15 protein-coding genes are annotated in these 15,486 nt (G+C 72.3%); 9 read left to right on the top strand and 6 right to left on the bottom strand.

All coding sequences use genetic code 11. The features are described from left to right. The first annotated feature begins 25 nt into the window (after positions 1-25). The 9 genes from OF852_RS09120 to OF852_RS09080 all read left to right on the top strand — a co-directional run bounded on the left by OF852_RS09120 (position 26) and on the right by OF852_RS09080 (position 9,305). Positions 26-988 (top strand): DUF6282 family protein, encoded by a 963-nt coding sequence (locus OF852_RS09120; protein WP_271118852.1) that lies wholly within the window; start codon positions 26-28, stop codon positions 986-988. Then, a complete protein-coding gene (locus OF852_RS09115; RefSeq protein WP_271118851.1) occupies positions 985-1,548 on the top strand; it encodes a carboxymuconolactone decarboxylase family protein in 564 nt (187 codons plus the stop codon). The genes OF852_RS09120 and OF852_RS09115 overlap by 4 nt, the downstream gene beginning before the upstream one ends. A gap of 139 nt (positions 1,549-1,687) precedes the next feature. Further along, positions 1,688-3,070 (top strand): MFS transporter, encoded by a 1,383-nt coding sequence (locus OF852_RS09110; RefSeq protein ID WP_271118850.1) that lies wholly within the window; start codon positions 1,688-1,690, stop codon positions 3,068-3,070. Further along, positions 3,063-4,067: a cyclase family protein gene (locus OF852_RS09105; protein WP_271118849.1), complete on the top strand. Its 1,005-nt coding sequence runs from the start codon at positions 3,063-3,065 to the stop codon at positions 4,065-4,067. The genes OF852_RS09110 and OF852_RS09105 overlap by 8 nt, the downstream gene beginning before the upstream one ends. Before the next feature lie 17 nt (positions 4,068-4,084). After that, positions 4,085-4,969 (top strand): DUF6282 family protein, encoded by an 885-nt coding sequence (locus tag OF852_RS09100; RefSeq protein WP_271118848.1) that lies wholly within the window; start codon positions 4,085-4,087, stop codon positions 4,967-4,969. After that, positions 4,966-5,745, top strand: a complete 780-nt coding sequence (locus OF852_RS09095) for an HpcH/HpaI aldolase family protein (protein ID WP_271118847.1) — start codon at positions 4,966-4,968, stop codon at positions 5,743-5,745. The genes OF852_RS09100 and OF852_RS09095 overlap by 4 nt, the downstream gene beginning before the upstream one ends. A 34-nt stretch (positions 5,746-5,779) precedes the next feature. Continuing rightward, a complete protein-coding gene (locus tag OF852_RS09090) occupies positions 5,780-6,694 on the top strand; it encodes a hypothetical protein (RefSeq protein ID WP_271118846.1) in 915 nt (304 codons plus the stop codon). Continuing rightward, positions 6,691-8,157, top strand: coding sequence for a flavin-containing monooxygenase (locus tag OF852_RS09085; RefSeq protein ID WP_271118845.1), 1,467 nt, complete (start codon positions 6,691-6,693; stop codon positions 8,155-8,157). Before OF852_RS09090 ends, OF852_RS09085 begins: the two co-directional genes overlap by 4 nt. Positions 8,158-8,264: 107 nt before the next feature. Continuing rightward, on the top strand, positions 8,265-9,305 hold the full coding sequence (locus OF852_RS09080; RefSeq protein ID WP_271118844.1) for an SDR family NAD(P)-dependent oxidoreductase: 1,041 nt from the start codon (positions 8,265-8,267) through the stop codon (positions 9,303-9,305). A gap of 33 nt (positions 9,306-9,338) precedes the next feature. On the opposite strand, the gene OF852_RS09075 is transcribed toward OF852_RS09080, so the two are convergent. The 6 genes from OF852_RS09075 to OF852_RS09050 form a co-directional block, all read right to left on the bottom strand. Then, a complete protein-coding gene (locus OF852_RS09075; protein ID WP_271118843.1) occupies positions 9,339-9,869 on the bottom strand; it encodes a TetR/AcrR family transcriptional regulator in 531 nt (176 codons plus the stop codon). 9 nt (positions 9,870-9,878) lie between these two features. Next, positions 9,879-11,894, bottom strand: coding sequence for an ABC transporter ATP-binding protein (locus OF852_RS09070; RefSeq protein ID WP_271118842.1), 2,016 nt, complete (start codon positions 11,892-11,894; stop codon positions 9,879-9,881). After that, on the bottom strand, positions 11,891-13,627 hold the full coding sequence (locus OF852_RS09065) for an ABC transporter ATP-binding protein (protein ID WP_271118841.1): 1,737 nt from the start codon (positions 13,625-13,627) through the stop codon (positions 11,891-11,893). The genes OF852_RS09070 and OF852_RS09065 overlap by 4 nt, the downstream gene beginning before the upstream one ends. Before the next feature lie 345 nt (positions 13,628-13,972). Then, complete coding sequence (locus tag OF852_RS09060) at positions 13,973-14,482, bottom strand: RNA polymerase sigma factor (protein ID WP_271118840.1); 510 nt, start codon at positions 14,480-14,482, stop codon at positions 13,973-13,975. A 32-nt stretch (positions 14,483-14,514) separates the two neighbouring features. Beyond that, on the bottom strand, positions 14,515-15,141 hold the full coding sequence (locus tag OF852_RS09055; protein ID WP_271118839.1) for a hypothetical protein: 627 nt from the start codon (positions 15,139-15,141) through the stop codon (positions 14,515-14,517). A 100-nt stretch (positions 15,142-15,241) separates the two neighbouring features. Further along, positions 15,242-15,424: a multidrug transporter gene (locus OF852_RS09050; RefSeq protein ID WP_271118838.1), complete on the bottom strand. Its 183-nt coding sequence runs from the start codon at positions 15,422-15,424 to the stop codon at positions 15,242-15,244. Positions 15,425-15,486: the final 62 nt, after the last annotated feature.

The raw sequence follows: 15,486 nt of genomic DNA, 5'->3' as shown, positions 1-15,486 counted from the left end.
CGCCACTCGATCGAAGAGGATCCCCATGGACGACGAGCTCACGACCCCCCTCGCCTTCGCGGATGCGCTGCCGCCGGACTACGGCCGCTTCCTGCGCGGCGCCTTCGACCTCCACGCGCACGGGCAGCCGGATCTGTCCGCGACGGCGCTCAACCGCGGTCCGGATGTCGGCGTCGCGCGGCTCGCGAGCGCGTACGGCATGCGCGGCTGGGTCCTGAAATCCCATCTCTGGCCCACGATGGATCGCGCCGCGATCGTCCAGCGCGAGCTCGGCGACCTCCCCTTCGAGGTGCTGGGCAGCATCACCCTGAACCCGCAGCTCGGCGGCGTCGACCCCGCGGTCGTCGAGCTCGCGGCGGACGCCGGCGCCGAGGTCGTCTTCCTGCCCACCTGGGGCGCGCGGGCCGACGTCGAGCGCTGGGGCTACATCTCGCGCCTGCTCGAACGCCAGTCCCCGCGGTTCCGCGGCTTCGCCGAGGCGAACGCGGTCTCGCTCCTGGATGCCGGGGGCGGCCTCCGGAGCGAGGTCGCCGAGGCGATCGAGGTGTGCGCGCAGCGCGGGCTGCTCCTCGGCACCGGCCATGTGTCGCTCGAGGAGAGCCTCGCGGTCGTGCGCGAGTGCCGCCGCCTCGACGTGCCGGTCATGCTCACGCATCCCCTGCACTTCACGGACGACCCGGCCGAGCTCCACGTCTTCACCGAGCTCGGTGCGAAGGTCGAGTTCTCGAGCGCGCCGCTCATCAACCCCGAGTCGCATCACGGCGTCCGCGACTTCGCGGCGGCCATCCGCGAGCTCGGGCCGGAGCACGTCGTGCTGAGCTCGGACGTGTTCTCGCGGTGGGTGCCGCCCCTGCCGGAGTCGCTGCGCACCCTCGCCGAGCAGCTCTTCTACCTCGGCCTGACCCCGGAGGAGCTGCGCCGGATGCTCGTGGTGAACCCGCATGAGCTGCTGCGCCGTCCGGTGCCCGAGCTCGAGGCCGCGGCATGAGCCGGGTGCCGGCGATCGATCCGGCCGGGCTCGAGGGGGCCGGCGCCGAGCTCTACGCGGTCTACACGACGGGGGAGCGCGCCGCGCCCGGGGCCGACTTCCGGCTCGTCGACGATCTCGGCCGCCTCACCGGCCCGCCGGCGAGCTGGATGCTGCATCCCGAGCTCGGGCTGGCCCTCGAGGGGCTCGGCGGGCGGGTGCGCTTCGGCCTCGACCTGTCGCCCCGGCAGCGGGAGCTCGTGATCCTCGCGGTCGCCGAGGCGGAGGACAGCGACTTCGAGCGCTTCGCCCATCACCGCGCGGCACGGCGGGCGGGGATCGACGACGCGGAGATCGCCCGGCTCGCGACGGGCGGCTACGAGCCGCGCGACGCGGGGGAGGCGGTGCTCCTGGAGCTCACGGCGGACCTGCTGGCGGGTTCCGACGTCGCCGACGAGCTGTGGGGGCGGGCCGAGGAGCAGCTGGGCCGTCGCGAGGTCTTCGAGGTCGTGACGCTCATCGGGTACTACCGGATGATGGCGCTGCAGCTGCGCGCGTACCGCATCCGTCCACCTATGTGAACTTCATGTTCACGATACGCATTGACATGGATCGTATGACAGTCGTACAGTGCTCCTGTCCACCGGCGCCGCAGTCCGCTCGATCCCTCACCGAGCGGCAGACCACGGCGGCCGGACTCGAAGATGAGAGAAGGGCCCCATGAGCACCGCAGCCGGCGTCGACACCTCGACCACCGATCCCACCGTCCGCCGGAGGCGCGCCATCCGCGGCGCCTTCTTCGGCTTCCTCGTCGATTCCTTCGACATCTACCTCCCCTCCGTCGCGCTCCTGCCGGCGATGATCTACTTCACCCAGGGGCTCGACCCCGCGCAGACGGCCGTCGTCACGGGCTTCACCCTCGCCGCGACCCTCTTCGGACGCCCGATCGGCGCCTTCCTCTTCGGCCACCTCTCCGACCGCCTCGGCCGCAAGCGCGTCGGCGCCATCGCCATCTACGGCTTCAGCGTGGTCACCGTGCTCATCGCCTGCCTGCCGGGCGCCGAGCAGATCGGCGGCGTCGCCGCGATCTCCCTGCTCCTCCTGCTCCGCTTCGTCGACGGCATCTTCCTCGGCGGCGAGTACACCGCGGCGACCCCGATGGCCATCGAGTACGCCAAGACCAACCGGCGCGGACTCGTCGGCGGCTTCGTGCAGAGCGCATCGACGGTCGGCTACCTCGCGATCGGCGTGTTCACCTTCGTCGCACTGCAGATCGCGCCCGCCTCCGACATCGACTCCGCCTACGTCCAGTGGGGCTGGCGCATCCCCTTCGTCGTCGGCGCGGTCTTCGGCTTCATCGTGGCCCGCTTCCTCCGCAAGGACGTCGAGGAGTCGGTCGTCTGGATCACCTCCGAGAAGGCCAAGCACCCGATCCGCGAGATGCTCGGCCGCCGCGGCATCGCCGCCTTCATCCAGGTCTTCATCCTCATGACCGGCGTGTTCTTCATGGTCAACATGGTCGGCTCGGTCGTGCCGCAGCTCATCATCGGTCGCGGGTTCACCCCGAACGAGTTCAGCCTGAGCATCATCTTCGCGAACATCGTGGTGCCCTTCGCCTACATGCTCTCCGGCCTCCTCAGCGACCGCTTCGGCCGCAAGCCGATCCTCCTGACGGCGGGCCTGCTCGTCCTCCTCGTCATGACCTCGCTGTTCTGGCTGCTCGGCAGCGACGTGCCGCTGCCCTTCGGCGTCCTCATCGCGGTCATCTTCTTCGTGCAGTGCGTCAACGGCTTCACGATCGGCACCCTGCCCTCGTACATCAACGAGCGCTTCCCGACCCGGATCCGCTCCTCCGGCTGGGGCATCGGCTACTCGCTCGCGGTCGTGATCCCCGGCTTCTTCGCCGCCTACCAGGCGGGGCTGTCGAACTTCATGCCGCTCACGCTCACCCCGGTCGTGCTGCTCGTCATCGCCGGCCTCCTCATCATCGGGAGCGTGCTGGCCTCGCCCGAGACGCGCGGCATCGACCTCGCGGGCGAGGAGATGGTGAGCGCGACCGCCCGGAAGAAGGCGGCGCCCGCCGTCGCGGACGCCGATGCCTGAGCTCGCCGAGCTGCCCTCCTACCGGGACCTGCTGGCGCGCACCGACGCGCCGGCGGGCTCCTCCTGGAACGTGTTCGGCGAGGGCGACCAGCTCGGGGCGCTCGGATTCATCGGACCGGAGCAGGCGGTGCACGCCGCCTCGCTCGTCCGCACCGGCCGGGTCTTCGATCTCGACTACCCGATCAACGCCTTCGTCCCGAGCATCGCCGGCACGCGGCCCGCCACCGAGCACCGCATCTTCGCGAACAACCCCAACCACCGGGACGACTGGCTCGACTCCTTCTACCTGCAGTCCACCTCCCAGATCGACGGGCTGCGGCACATGCGGCACCCCGAGCACGGCTTCTACGGCGGCGTGCCGGATGCGGCGATCGCCGAGGGCACGCCGGATCTCGGCATCCAGCTGCTCGCGGAGCGCGGCATCGTCACCCGCGGGGTCCTGCTCGACATGCCCCGCTACCTGGAGTCCGTCGGGCGGCGGCTCGAGCTCGACCGGAACCAGGCCATCACGGCGGCGGACCTGCGCGGGGCGGCGGCCTTCCACGGCGTCGTGTTCCGCCGCGGCGACGTCATCCTGCTGCGCACCGGCTGGGCGGAGGACTGGCTCGGCCTCACCCCCGCCCAGCAGGAGGCGCGCAAGGCCGACTGGGGCACACCCGGCATCGCGCAGAGCCACGACGTCCTGGAGCTGCTGTGGGACGAGGGGATCGCGATGATCGCCTCCGACAACGCCGGCGTCGAGGCGTTCCCCGTCGACCCCGACTCCGGATTCATCGACCCCGAGGAGCCGCTGCCCGAGCGCGGCCCGATCCACAACGGGATGCTGCACCGTCCCCTGCTGGCGCTCCTCGGCATCTACCTCGGCGAGCTCTGGCGCCTGGATGGGCTCGCCGAGGCCTGCGCGGCCGACGGGCGCTTCGAGTTCCTCCTGACCTCGAAGCCGCTCGCCGTGCCCGGCGGCGTCGGATCGCCGCCCAACGCCATGGCCGTGAAGTAGCGGCCGGAAGGATCACCATGACCGTCATCGACGACCTGCTCGACGGAGCCGTCGACCTCCACTGCCACTCCGGGCCCTCGCCCATGCCGCGGCGCATCACGCACGTCGAGGCGGCGCAGCAGGCGGCCGACGCCGGATTCCGCGCCATCCTCGTGAAGTGCCACTATCACGACACCGTCACCGACGTGCTGTCGATGGCGCCGCAGCTCGAGGGGCTGCCGACCGCCGTCTACGGCGGGATCGCCCTCAACAGCGTCAACGGCGGGCTCAACCCCTGGGCGACCGACCGCTCCTTCCGGATGGGCGGCCGCATGGTGTGGTTCCCGACCATCTCCTCCCGCATCCACCTCGCGCACGCCGAGGCGCACGCCGAGACGAAGGCGCACTTCCAGCCGCTCGGGATGCTGCAGAGCGAGGAGGTCGCGGTCGTCGACGGCGACGGCGAGGTCCGGCCCGAGGTGGGCGCGATCATCGAGCAGGCGCGCGACGCGGGCGCGATCGTCTCGACCGGGCACCTCGACTCGGCGTCGGCGCTCGCCGTCGTGCGCACCGCCCACGGGCTGGGGCACGACCGGATCGTCGTCAGCCACCCCGACTTCGTCTCCGACATCGGGCGCGAGCAGCTCGCCGAGATGATCGAGCTCGGCGCCGTCGTCGAGCACGAGATCGCGATGTACCACCGCGACCACATCTTCCCGGCCGAGCAGCTGGTCGACTGGATCCGCGCCCTGGGACCCGAGCACACCATCCTCGGCTCCGATCTCGGCCAGGTCGGCAACCCGCTGCCCGTCGAGGGCTACCGCGGGCTCCTCGGCCGGCTTCTCCAGCTGGGCGTCGCCGAGGAGGATCTCGCGCTCATGGTGCAGCGGACGCCCGCCCGCCTCCTCGGGCTCGAGTCATGAGCGTCGGACGCCGTCCCGGCTTCGCACGCGCGCTGCGCGAGGCCGACCGGGCGCTCGTCGGCACGTGGGCCAAGATCCCCTCGCTCGAGACGGTCGAGATCCTCGCGCTGGCGGGGTTCGACTTCATCGTCATCGACCTCGAGCACGCGCCGCTCGACCTCCCGTCGGCGTACGCGGCGACGGTCGTCGCGCAGGGCCTCGGCCTCCAGGTGCTCGTCCGCGTGCCGGACCGCTCCGGCAGCCACCTCCAGCGACTGCTCGACTCGGGTGTCGACGGCATCCTGGTGCCCAGGGTCGAGACCCCGGAGGAGGCGGCGGCCGCCGCGAGCGCCATGACCTTCTCGCCCCGCGGCACCCGCGGCAACGGCAGCACCTCGCGTGCCGGCGCCTGGGGCGGGATCGGGCTCGAGGAGTACCTCGCCCGCGGCGACGACGCGCTGCGGGCGGTGCAGATCGAGGACCTCGACGGGCTCCGCGCGGCGCCCGAGATCCTCGCCGTCCCCCACCTCACGGGCGCGTTCCTCGGCATGGGCGATCTCCAGCTCTCGAGCGGGATGCCGGCCGGCGACCCCGTCATCCAGGCGGCCGTCGACCGGCTGCTCGAGACCGCCGCCCGCCACCGAATCCCCGTCGGCACGGCCGTGCAGACGCCCGAGCAGGTCGAGGCGGCGGCCCGCCGCGGCTTCGCCTACGTGATGGTCGCGAACGACGCCGGGATCCTGCGCGGCGCCGCGACCTCGCTCGTCGACGACATCCGGGCTCGTCTCGACGCCTGAGCCCGCCCCCAGCCCACCGACACGGAGGACCCCCATGCCCTACGACGCCGCCGACCCCCGCTCGGCCCTGACCGCCCCCGCCGCCGCCCCGGCCGCGACCGACTACTCGGGGATGTCGTACGCCGAGTTCTCGGAGCTGCCGCCGACGCTCGTGGAGCCCGGCCGTGCCGAGTGGATCGCCCGTGCGCAGAACCTCGTCCTCGCGCTCGCGACGGTCGACGGCGACACCGATCTCGGCGAGCGGGACGAGCCGGAGGAGCACATCGCGATCGCCGTCGACCCGGGCGTCTCCCTCGTCGTGGAGGCGGGCGGCGAGCGGGTCGAGGCGCCGGGGGAGCGGCTCGTGATCGTGCCGCCCGGGCGCTCCCGGATCACGGCGAGCGGCTCCGGTCGCGTCCTGCGCCTCGTGCGCTCGACCGCCTCGGACCTCGTCGCGCAGAGCGTCAACGCCGAGGACTACGCCTCGCCGCATCACAACGTGCCGCCCTTCGCCGCGTGGCCCGAGCCGGTCGGCGGGTATCGCATCCGCGTCTACGACCTCACGGTGCCGACGCTGCCCGGCTCGCCGTTCCGCCTCTACCGCTGCACGACCTTCATGGTGAACTGGATCGCGCCGCAGGACGGGCCGCGCGACCCGGCGAAGCTGTCGCCGCATCACCACGACGACTTCGAGCAGTGCTCGCTCGTGCTCGAGGGCGAGTACGTGCACCACATCCGGTGGCCGTGGACCACCGACCGCACCGTCTGGCGCGAGGACGAGCACCACCTGACGCCCGCGCCCTCGCTGGCCGTCATCCCCCCGCCCAGCCAGCACACGAGCGAGGCGGTCGGCGAGGGCCGGAACCGGCTCGTCGACATCTTCAGCCCGCCGCGCCTCGACTTCTCGCGCATGCCGGACTGGGTGCTCAACGCCGAGGACTATCCGATGCCGGCCGGAGCGGAGGCGTGAGCCGCGGCGGGCGCAGGCGGCTCCGCGTCGGCATCATCGGCTCGGGCTTCGGCGGGATCGCCCTCGCCGTGAAGCTGCAGCGGCGCACCTCCGCCGAGTTCACAATCTTCGAGCAGTCGGAAGGCCTCGGCGGGACCTGGTTCGAGAACCGCTACCCCGGCTGCGAGGTCGACATCCCCTCGCACGCGTACTCGTTCTCGTTCATGAAGAAGGACTGGCCGCGCACCCACGCGACCCAGCCGGAGCTGCTCGCCTACGCGAACGAGGTGGTCGACCGCTTCGGGCTCCGCTCCCGCATCCGGCTGTCGACGCGCGTCGAGGAGGTGGTGTGGAGCGACGAGCGGCGCGAGTACACGGTCACGACCGCCGACGGCTCGACGGAGCGCTTCGACGTCGTCGTGTCGGCCGTCGGCCTGCTCAACGTGCCGCGCTACCCGGAGTGGCCGGGGCTCGAGGACTTCCGGGGGATCGCGTTCCACACCTCCCGCTGGGAGCCGCAGCACGACCTCGCGGGCAAGCGGGTCGCGGTCGTCGGCACCGGCTCCACGGCCGCGCAGGTGGTGCCGGCGCTCGCGCCCGAGGTCGGCGAGCTCAGCGTCTACCAGCGCGAGCCCGGCTGGATCGAGCCGAAGTTCGAGCGGGCGTACACGCCGCGCGAGCGCTGGGTCTACCGGCACGTGCCGCTCGCGCAGCGCCTGCATCGCGCGTACCAGTTCGCGGTCGCGGGACGCCGCTTCAAGGCGAACGACGTCGAGAGCCGGCGGCAGCGGCAGATGCGGCAGATGTGCCTCGACTACATCGCCGAGTCGGTCGACGATCCGGCGACGCGCGCGGCGCTCACGCCCGACTACCCGTGGGGGTGCAAGCGGCCGATCGTCGCCTCCACCTACTATCCCGCCTTCAACCGGCCGAACGTCTCGCTCGTCCCGCACCCGGTCGTGCGGGTGACGGAGACCGGGATCGTGGATGCGACCGGCGTCGAGCGGCCCGTCGACGTGCTCGTGCTGAGCACGGGCTTCCAGCCGCAGCAGTTCCTCTCGAGCCTGCGCGTGACCGGGTCGGGCGGCCGCGACCTCCACGAGGCCTGGGTGGAGCGCGCGACCGCGTTCCTCGGCATCACGGTGCCCGAGTTCCCGAACTTCTTCATCCTGTACGGGCCGAACACGAACGGCGGCACCTCGATCATCGCCCAGCTCGAACGGCAGGCGGAGGTCGCGGTGAGCGCCATCCGCCGTCTCGAGCGCGGCGGCGGCATCGTCGACACGGATGCCGGCGCGACGCGCGAGTGGGTGCGCTGGATCGACGAGCAGCTCGACACGCACGCGTCGGCGATGAGCGCGGGATGCCACAACTACTACACGGTGGCGGGCGGCGCGAACGTCACCCAGTGGCCGCGGACGCACCTCATCTACCTGCTCGTCACGCGGCTCCTGCGGGGGCGGGGACTCCGGTACCGGCGGTAGCGGCCGAGCGGGCGGCCGCAGGGTCGGCGACCGGTGTCAACAATGTTGACAAACCGGGGTCCGCGGGCGCACACTCCTGCTGACGCCGCCGCCGACGAAGGAGTGCCATGTCCGAGAAGCCGATCACCGCCAAGTCGTCCATCGGGCAGTGGCTCAAGCACCCCGAGGGCGGCCGCATCCTCCGCGAGATGCTCGCGCAGGCCGGCCAGACGGAGAAGGCGCTCGCGCCCGCGAAGCTGTTCTCGCTGGAGCGGGTCGCCGGCATGAGCAACGGGATGCTGACCGCAGAGATGGTGGCCGACATGGTCGCGCGCGCGAACGGCGGGGCCGTGCCGGCCGCCGGCGAGGGCGACGAGGACGACGCCGCCGCGGCCGCGATCGCCGCGCCCTTCGAGGAGCGCATCACGCCCGGCCGGTTCGCGGGCCGGACCGTCATCGTGACCGGGGCGGGCAGCGGCATCGGCCGCGCCACCGCCAGCCGGATCGTCCGGGAGGGCGGCCGCGTCATCGGCGTCGACGTGTCCGCGGAGCGCCTGGAGGCGCTCGCCGCCGAGCACCCCGGGGCCGACATCGTCGCCGTCGTCGGCGACATCACGGCGCAGGACGACGTCGACGCGATCGTCCGCGCCGCCGGCGGCCGCATCGACGGCCTCGCGAACATCGCGGGCATCACGGACGACATGACGCCCCTCCACGAGGTGGGGGACGCGGTCTGGCAGCGGGTGTTCGCCGTCAACGTCGAGGGCACCATGCGCCTGAGCCGCGCCGTGCTGCCCATCATGCTCGCGGCGGGCTCCGGCTCGATCGTCAACACCTCGTCCGAGGCGGGCCTCCGCGGCTCGGCGGCGGGTGTCGCGTACACGGCGTCGAAGCACGCCGTCATCGGGATCACGAAGAGCAGCGCGTTCATGTATGCCGGCTCCGGCATCCGCGTGAACGCGGTCGCTCCGGGCGGCGTCGCGACGAACATCGGCGCGACCTTCGCGTCCGAGTTCGCGGCCGAGCGGCTCCAGGGCGCGATGGCGAACATCCCCTCCGTCGCGGAGGCGGCGCAGCTGGCGGCCTCCATCACCTTCCTGCTCTCCGACGACGGCACCAACGTCACCGGCGCCGTGCTGGCCTCCGACGGCGGCTGGTCGGCGGTCTGAGCACCCGCCTGCGGGCCCGTCCCGCCGGCGAGGTCAGGGCGTGATGAGCCGCTGCAGCAGTGCGCCGTAGCGCACCACGATGAGCTCGGGGTCGGCCGCTGCGAGCGCCTCGTCGCGGACGGCCCAGAACGAGTAGAGCAGCCCTCCGACGAGGGATGCCGCGAGCCGGGCGCGCAGGTCGGCATCCGGTCCCTCCAGTCGGGCGCGGAGCGGCTCGACGAAGAAGCGGTCGTGCACCGCGCGCAGCCGCGAGCCGATCCCGTCGGCGTCGCTCGCGCGGAGCAGGGCGAGGAACACGCCCCGCACGTGGGCGTCGCTCGAGAGCACGAAGCGGATGAAGTCCTCGCCGACCGACTCGAGCGGGCCGTCCAGCGGCGCCGCCTCCGGCATCCGCTCCTCGACCGTGCGGAGGAACAGCTCCTCCTTCGAGCCGAAGTGCCGGATGATGAGCGACGCGTCGACCCCGGCGCGCGCGGCGATGTCGCGGAGCGGGGTGGCCGCGTAGCCGCGCTCCACGAAGAGCCCCGCCGCGGCGTCGCGGATGGCGTCCTTCGAACCGGGCATGCCGCCAGGCTAGTCGCGCGCGTCCGGCGCGGCGCCCGGCGGGGCATCCGCGGTCGGCACCGCGCCCGTCGTCGGGCCCACCGGATCCACCGCGATCGCGGCGTGCGGATCCTCGGGTGCCGGCTCCTCCTCGATCGGCGCCGCGAACTGCGCCGCGGAGAGCCGCGCGTACGCGCCCCCGCGGGCGACGAGCTCCTCGTGCGTGCCCTGCTCGACGATCGAGCCGGACTCCATCACGAGGATGAGGTCGGCATCCCGGATCGTCGAGAGCCGGTGGGCGATGACGAAGGAGGTGCGGGAGCGTCGCAGCTCCCGCATCGCCCGCTGCACGAGCAGCTCGGTGCGGGTGTCGACGCTCGAGGTCGCCTCGTCGAGGATGAGCAGCGCGGGCCGCGCGAGGAACGCGCGCGCGATCGTGATGAGCTGCTTCTCGCCCGCCGAGACGTTGCCGCCCTCCTCGTCGAGCACCGTGTCGTAGCCCTCGGGCAGCGAGTGCACGAAGCGGTCGACGAAGGCCGCCTCCGCCGCCTCCAGGATCTCGGCCTCGCTCGCATCCGGCCGCCCGTAGGCGATGTTGTCGCGGATGCTGCCCTGGAACAGCCAGGTGTCCTGCAGCACCATGCCCGTGCGGGAGCGGAGGTCGTCGCGCGTCATCTCGCGGACGTCGACGCCGTCGAGCGTGATGCGCCCGCCGTCGAGCTCGTAGAAGCGCATCACGAGGTTCACGAGCGTCGTCTTCCCGGCGCCCGTCGGGCCGACGATCGCGATCGTCGAGCCCGGCTCCGCGACGAAGGAGAGATCGTCGATGAGGGGCGTGTCGGGCGCGTAGCGGAAGTCGACCGCCTCGAAGGCGAGCCGCCCCGCGCCCGCGGGCGCCGTCACCGGGGAGGCCGGATCGTCATCCTGCTCCTCGGCGTCGAGCAGCTCGAACACCCGCTCGGCGCTCGCGACGCCCGACTGCAGCAGGTTCACGATCGAGCCGAGCTGGCTGAGCGGCTGCGTGAACTGCCGCGAGTACTGGATGAAGGCCTGCACGTCGCCGAGCCGCATCGACCCGTTCGCGACCATCAGCCCGCCGACGACCGCGATGCCGACGTAGACGAGGTTCCCGACGAACATGCTCGCCGGCATGATGATGCCGCTGATGAACTGCGCGCCGAGCGAGGCGCGGTAGAGCTCGCCGTTCTTCTCGCCGAAGCGCGCCTCCACCTCGCGGTGGCGACCGAACACCTTCACGAGCGCGTGGCCCGAGTAGGCCTCCTCGATCTGCGCGTTGAGCTCACCCGTGTGCGCCCACTGCGCCGCGAACAGCTTCTGCGAGCGCTTCGCGATGAGCGCCGTGATGAGCAGCGTCAGCGGCACGGCGACGAGCGCGACGAGGGCGAGCAGCGGCGAGATGACGAGCATCATCGCGACGACGCCGATCACCGTGAGCACCGCCTGGATCATCTGGCTCAGCGTCTGCTGGAGGCTCTGCGAGACGTTGTCGATGTCGTTCGTGACGCGGCTGAGGAGCTCGCCGCGCGGCATCCGGTCGAAGTAGCCGAGCGGGAGCCGGTGCACCTTCGCCTCGACGTCCTCGCGGAGCCGGAGCACGGTCCGCTGCGTGATGCCGTTGAGGATGAGCCCCTGCGCGTACTGGAACACGGAGGAGAGCACGTAGAGCAGCATCGCCGCGCCGAGCACGAGGTGGAGGGCGGCGAAGTCGATGCCCTCACCCGGCACGATGTCGAGCCCGCGGAAGAACTCCGCCTGCTGCGTCTCGCCCGCCGCGACGAGCGCGTCGACGACCTGCCCCTTCGTCGTGCCCTCGGGGAGGCCGGCCGAGATCGCGCCCTCGAAGATGAGGTCGGTCGCGGCGCCGAGCACCTTGGGGCCGGCGACCGCGAGCGCGACGCTCACGATCCCGAGCAGCACGACGAGGACGACCCCGGCGCGTTCGGGGCGGAGGCGCCCGAGCAGGCGCTTCGCGGAGGGCAGGAAGGCCGCGCTCCTGCCGGTGGGCGGGGGTGCTCCGAAGCTCATCGTCCCGCCTCCTCGGCCGCGAGCTGGCTCTGCACGATCTCCGCGTACTCGGGGGAGGTCTCGAGCAGCTGCGCGTGCGTGCCGCGTCCGACGACCTCGCCGTGGTCGAGGACCAGGATCTGGTCGGCCTCCACGATCGTCGCGACGCGCTGCGCGACGACGATGCGCGTCGCCTCCGGGACGGCCGCGTCGAGGGCGGCGCGGAGCCGGGCGTCCGTCGCGGTGTCGAGCGCCGAGAAGGAGTCGCCGAAGAGGTACACGGGCGGGCGCTTCACGAGCGCCCGCGCGATCGCGAGCCGCTGGCGCTGCCCGCCCGACACGTTCGTGCCGCCCTGCGCGATCGGCGCCTCCAGCTGACCCGGCATGGCCTCCACGAAGTCCCGCGCCTGGGCGATCTCGAGCGCCCGCCAGAGCGCCTCGTCGTCCGCCTCCGGGTCGCCGTAGCGGAGGTTGGAGGCGACGGTGCCCGAGAACAGGTAGGCCCGCTGCGGCACGAGGCCGATGCGCGACCAGAGCGCCTCGGGGGCGAGTCGCCGGACGTCGACGCCGTCGACGAGCACGGCGCCCGCGGAGGCGTCGAACATGCGCGGCAGGAGGCCGAGCAGCGTCGTCTTGCCGGAGCCGGTGCTGCCGATGATCGCCGTCGTCGTGCCGGGGCGCGCCTCGAGGTCGACGCCGCGGAGCACCGGCTCCTCGGCGCCCGGGTAGGCGAAGGTCACATCCCGCAGCTCGACCACCCCGCGGGCGGGCGGCGCGGGCTCGGGGTCGCTCGGCGGGACCACGCTCGACGCCGTCTCGAGGACCTCGCCGATGCGGCCGGCCGACACGGTCGCGCGCGGCAGCAGGAAGGCGAGGAAGGTCGCCATGAGCACGGCGCCGAGGATCTGCATGATGTAGCTGAGGAAGGCGATGAGCGAGCCGACCTGGAGCGTGCCGTCCTCGACGCGGGCCGCGCCGAACCAGAGCACGGCGACACCCGACACGTTGAGCACGAGCATGATGAGCGGCATCATGAGCGCGAACAGGCGGCCCACCCGCATCGCGGTGTCGGTGAGCTCGGCGTTCGCGTCCGCGAAGCGCGCCACCTCGCGGCGCTCGCGCACGAAGGCGCGGACCACGCGGATGCCGGTCAGCTGCTCGCGGAGCACCCGGTTGACGGCGTCGATGCGGTCCTGCATGCGCCCGAACAGCGGGGTCATCCGCACGATGAGGAGGCCGACGCTCAGGATGAGCACCGGGACCGCGACCGCGAGGATCCAGGACAGGCCGGCGTCCTCGCGCAGCGCGAAGACGACGCCGCCGATCGCGAGGATCGGCGCCGACACGATCATCGTGCAGGTCATGAGCACGAGCATCTGCACCTGCTGCACGTCGTTCGTCGTGCGGGTGATGAGCGAGGCCGGGCCGAAGCGGCTCACCTCCTGCTCGGAGAACCGGCCGACCTGGGCGAAGAGCGCCGCCCGCACGTCGGCGCCGAAGCCCATCGCGGCGCGCGCCCCGAAGTAGACGGCGGCGATCGTGCACGCCACCTGGAGGAGCGTGACCGCGAGCATCGCGACGCCGAGCCCGACGATGAGGCCCGTGTCGCCCTGCGCGACCCCGTCGTCGATGATGTCGGCGTTGAGCGCCGGGAGCACGAGGGAGGCGATGGACTGCGCCGCCTGGAACAGGACGACGAGCAGGAGGAGGTGCCATGAGCCGCGCAGGAAGCGCACGAGGATTCTGCCGAGCATGCCGTCAGTAGACACCCTGCCCCTGGGGCAGGGTCAAGTCGGATCGGTCAGGCCTTCTGCAGGGATCGCGCCCGGCGGACTCCGAGCAACGCCGTGGCCGCGATGGCGCCGGCGATCATGGCGAGACCGAGGACGGTGATGACGGTCCCGCCTTCGACGAACACCGAGAGCTCGCCCCCCGCGGCGCGAGCGAACCGACAGGTCATCCCGGTCGGCAGGAGCGAGAACGTCGGCGGTTGCTCGCTTTCGTGTTCCAGCCCCTGTTCGGGGCCATCTCCCGGCCATGCGCACGACCATCATCGACGTCCTGTCACCGTGCCCGGCGCCAGGGCGTGCCGCGCCGCGTCACTCGATGTCGCCGGTCTCCGCCAGCTGATCTCGCAGCACCTTCCGCGCGCGGGAGAGGCGGGCGCGGATCGCGGGGGCCGGCCTGCCGAGCACCGTCGCGACCTCCTCCTGCGTGAAGCCGTCCCAGTAGACCAGGCGCACGATCTCCTGGTCGATCTCGGGGAGGCGGGCGATCAGCGAGCGGACATGCTCCAGTTCGTGATCGTCCGCGGCAGAGGCCTGCCGGGTGTCGAGCTCTGCCGCGAGCGTCGTCCGCAGACGGTCGCTCAACGCGGAGCGCCGGCCCCGTCCGCGACGGTACCTGGACATCGTCTTCCGGGCGATGCCGAACAGCCAGGCGCGAAGCAGATCCGGCTCGACCGTGCTCGTCCGGCTGGACTGCCAGGCTGCGAGGAACGTGTCGCTCACCAGGTCGGCGGCGTCCTCCGCTGGAACGCCGCGCTTGATGAAGAACCCCAGCAGGCCGCCCGCCTCGCGCCGGAACGCCTCCGTCAGATCTGCGCTCACCCGCGCTGGAGTCGACATCGTCGCCGCGCCGGTCAATGCAGCTGTCCCGCGCAGTCGGTCTGCAGCTCGGCCGCGCCGCTCTGGCCCGACGACAGTCCGAGCTCGTTCTCGACATCGAGCACGATGAAGTTCAGCATCGACTCGGTGAGCGCGCTGCGGTCCGGCAGGGGCTCCCAGTCGGGACTGCTCCCGTCGCCGGGGAGCCAGCCCACGGAGTCGGGGAGGTCGGCCGGGGTGCCCTGCTCGTCCCCGGCGAGGACGAGCGCGTAGTCGTAGATGCGCTGGCCGATCCCGTCGGCGGCGAACTCGTGCGTCGAGTAGTACTCGGCGACGTCCGCGAGCCGCGGCGAGAAGAGGGAGCTCGAGATGTGGGCGGTGCAGGACACCGTCACGCCCGTGTCGGTCGTGTACTCGACCGCGATGGGCACGTCCAGCCGCGTCATCTGCTCGGCCACGACGGCGCCGGCGGTCAACGCGCCCGCCGCGATCACCGCTCCCGGGACGAGCCAGAGCAGCTGCTTCCGCCGTCTGCCTCCACGCCCGGACCCCGCGTTGCGCGACTCGAGGACGAGCGCGTCGAGCGCCGCCTCCGTCGCGACCGAGGGGACGAAGGTCGGGTTGCTGCCCGACAGGACCTCATCAACGCTGCGCTTGCTCATGCCTGCCCCATCCATCTGCGACGGCGGGACCTCCGCCGTCACAGGGAGATGCCCGGCACGACGCGAAGTGTGACATCGCACCCGCGAGCACCCGGGCGGCTCAGTCGTCCTCGCGGACCGTCTTCCCGGGGCGCACGCTCGCCGTGTCGGCGACGTCGATCCGGGTCCGGCCGTCCTCGCCCTCGCTCGTCTCGATGCGCGGCGCCGCATCCCGTTCGTCCGACTTGGGGGCGCGGGTCAGCTGATCGTGCCGCTTCTCGTCATCCGTCATGTCCTCGACCATGACGGCAGTCTCGCGCAGCGCGACGGCCCCGTCGCCAGGGTCTCAGCCGCCACCCGGCTCGT

The organism is Homoserinibacter sp. YIM 151385, from assembly GCF_027912415.1.
GTDB lineage: Bacteria > Actinomycetota > Actinomycetes > Actinomycetales > Microbacteriaceae > Schumannella.
This window is presented reverse-complemented; position numbering and strand designations above follow the sequence as displayed.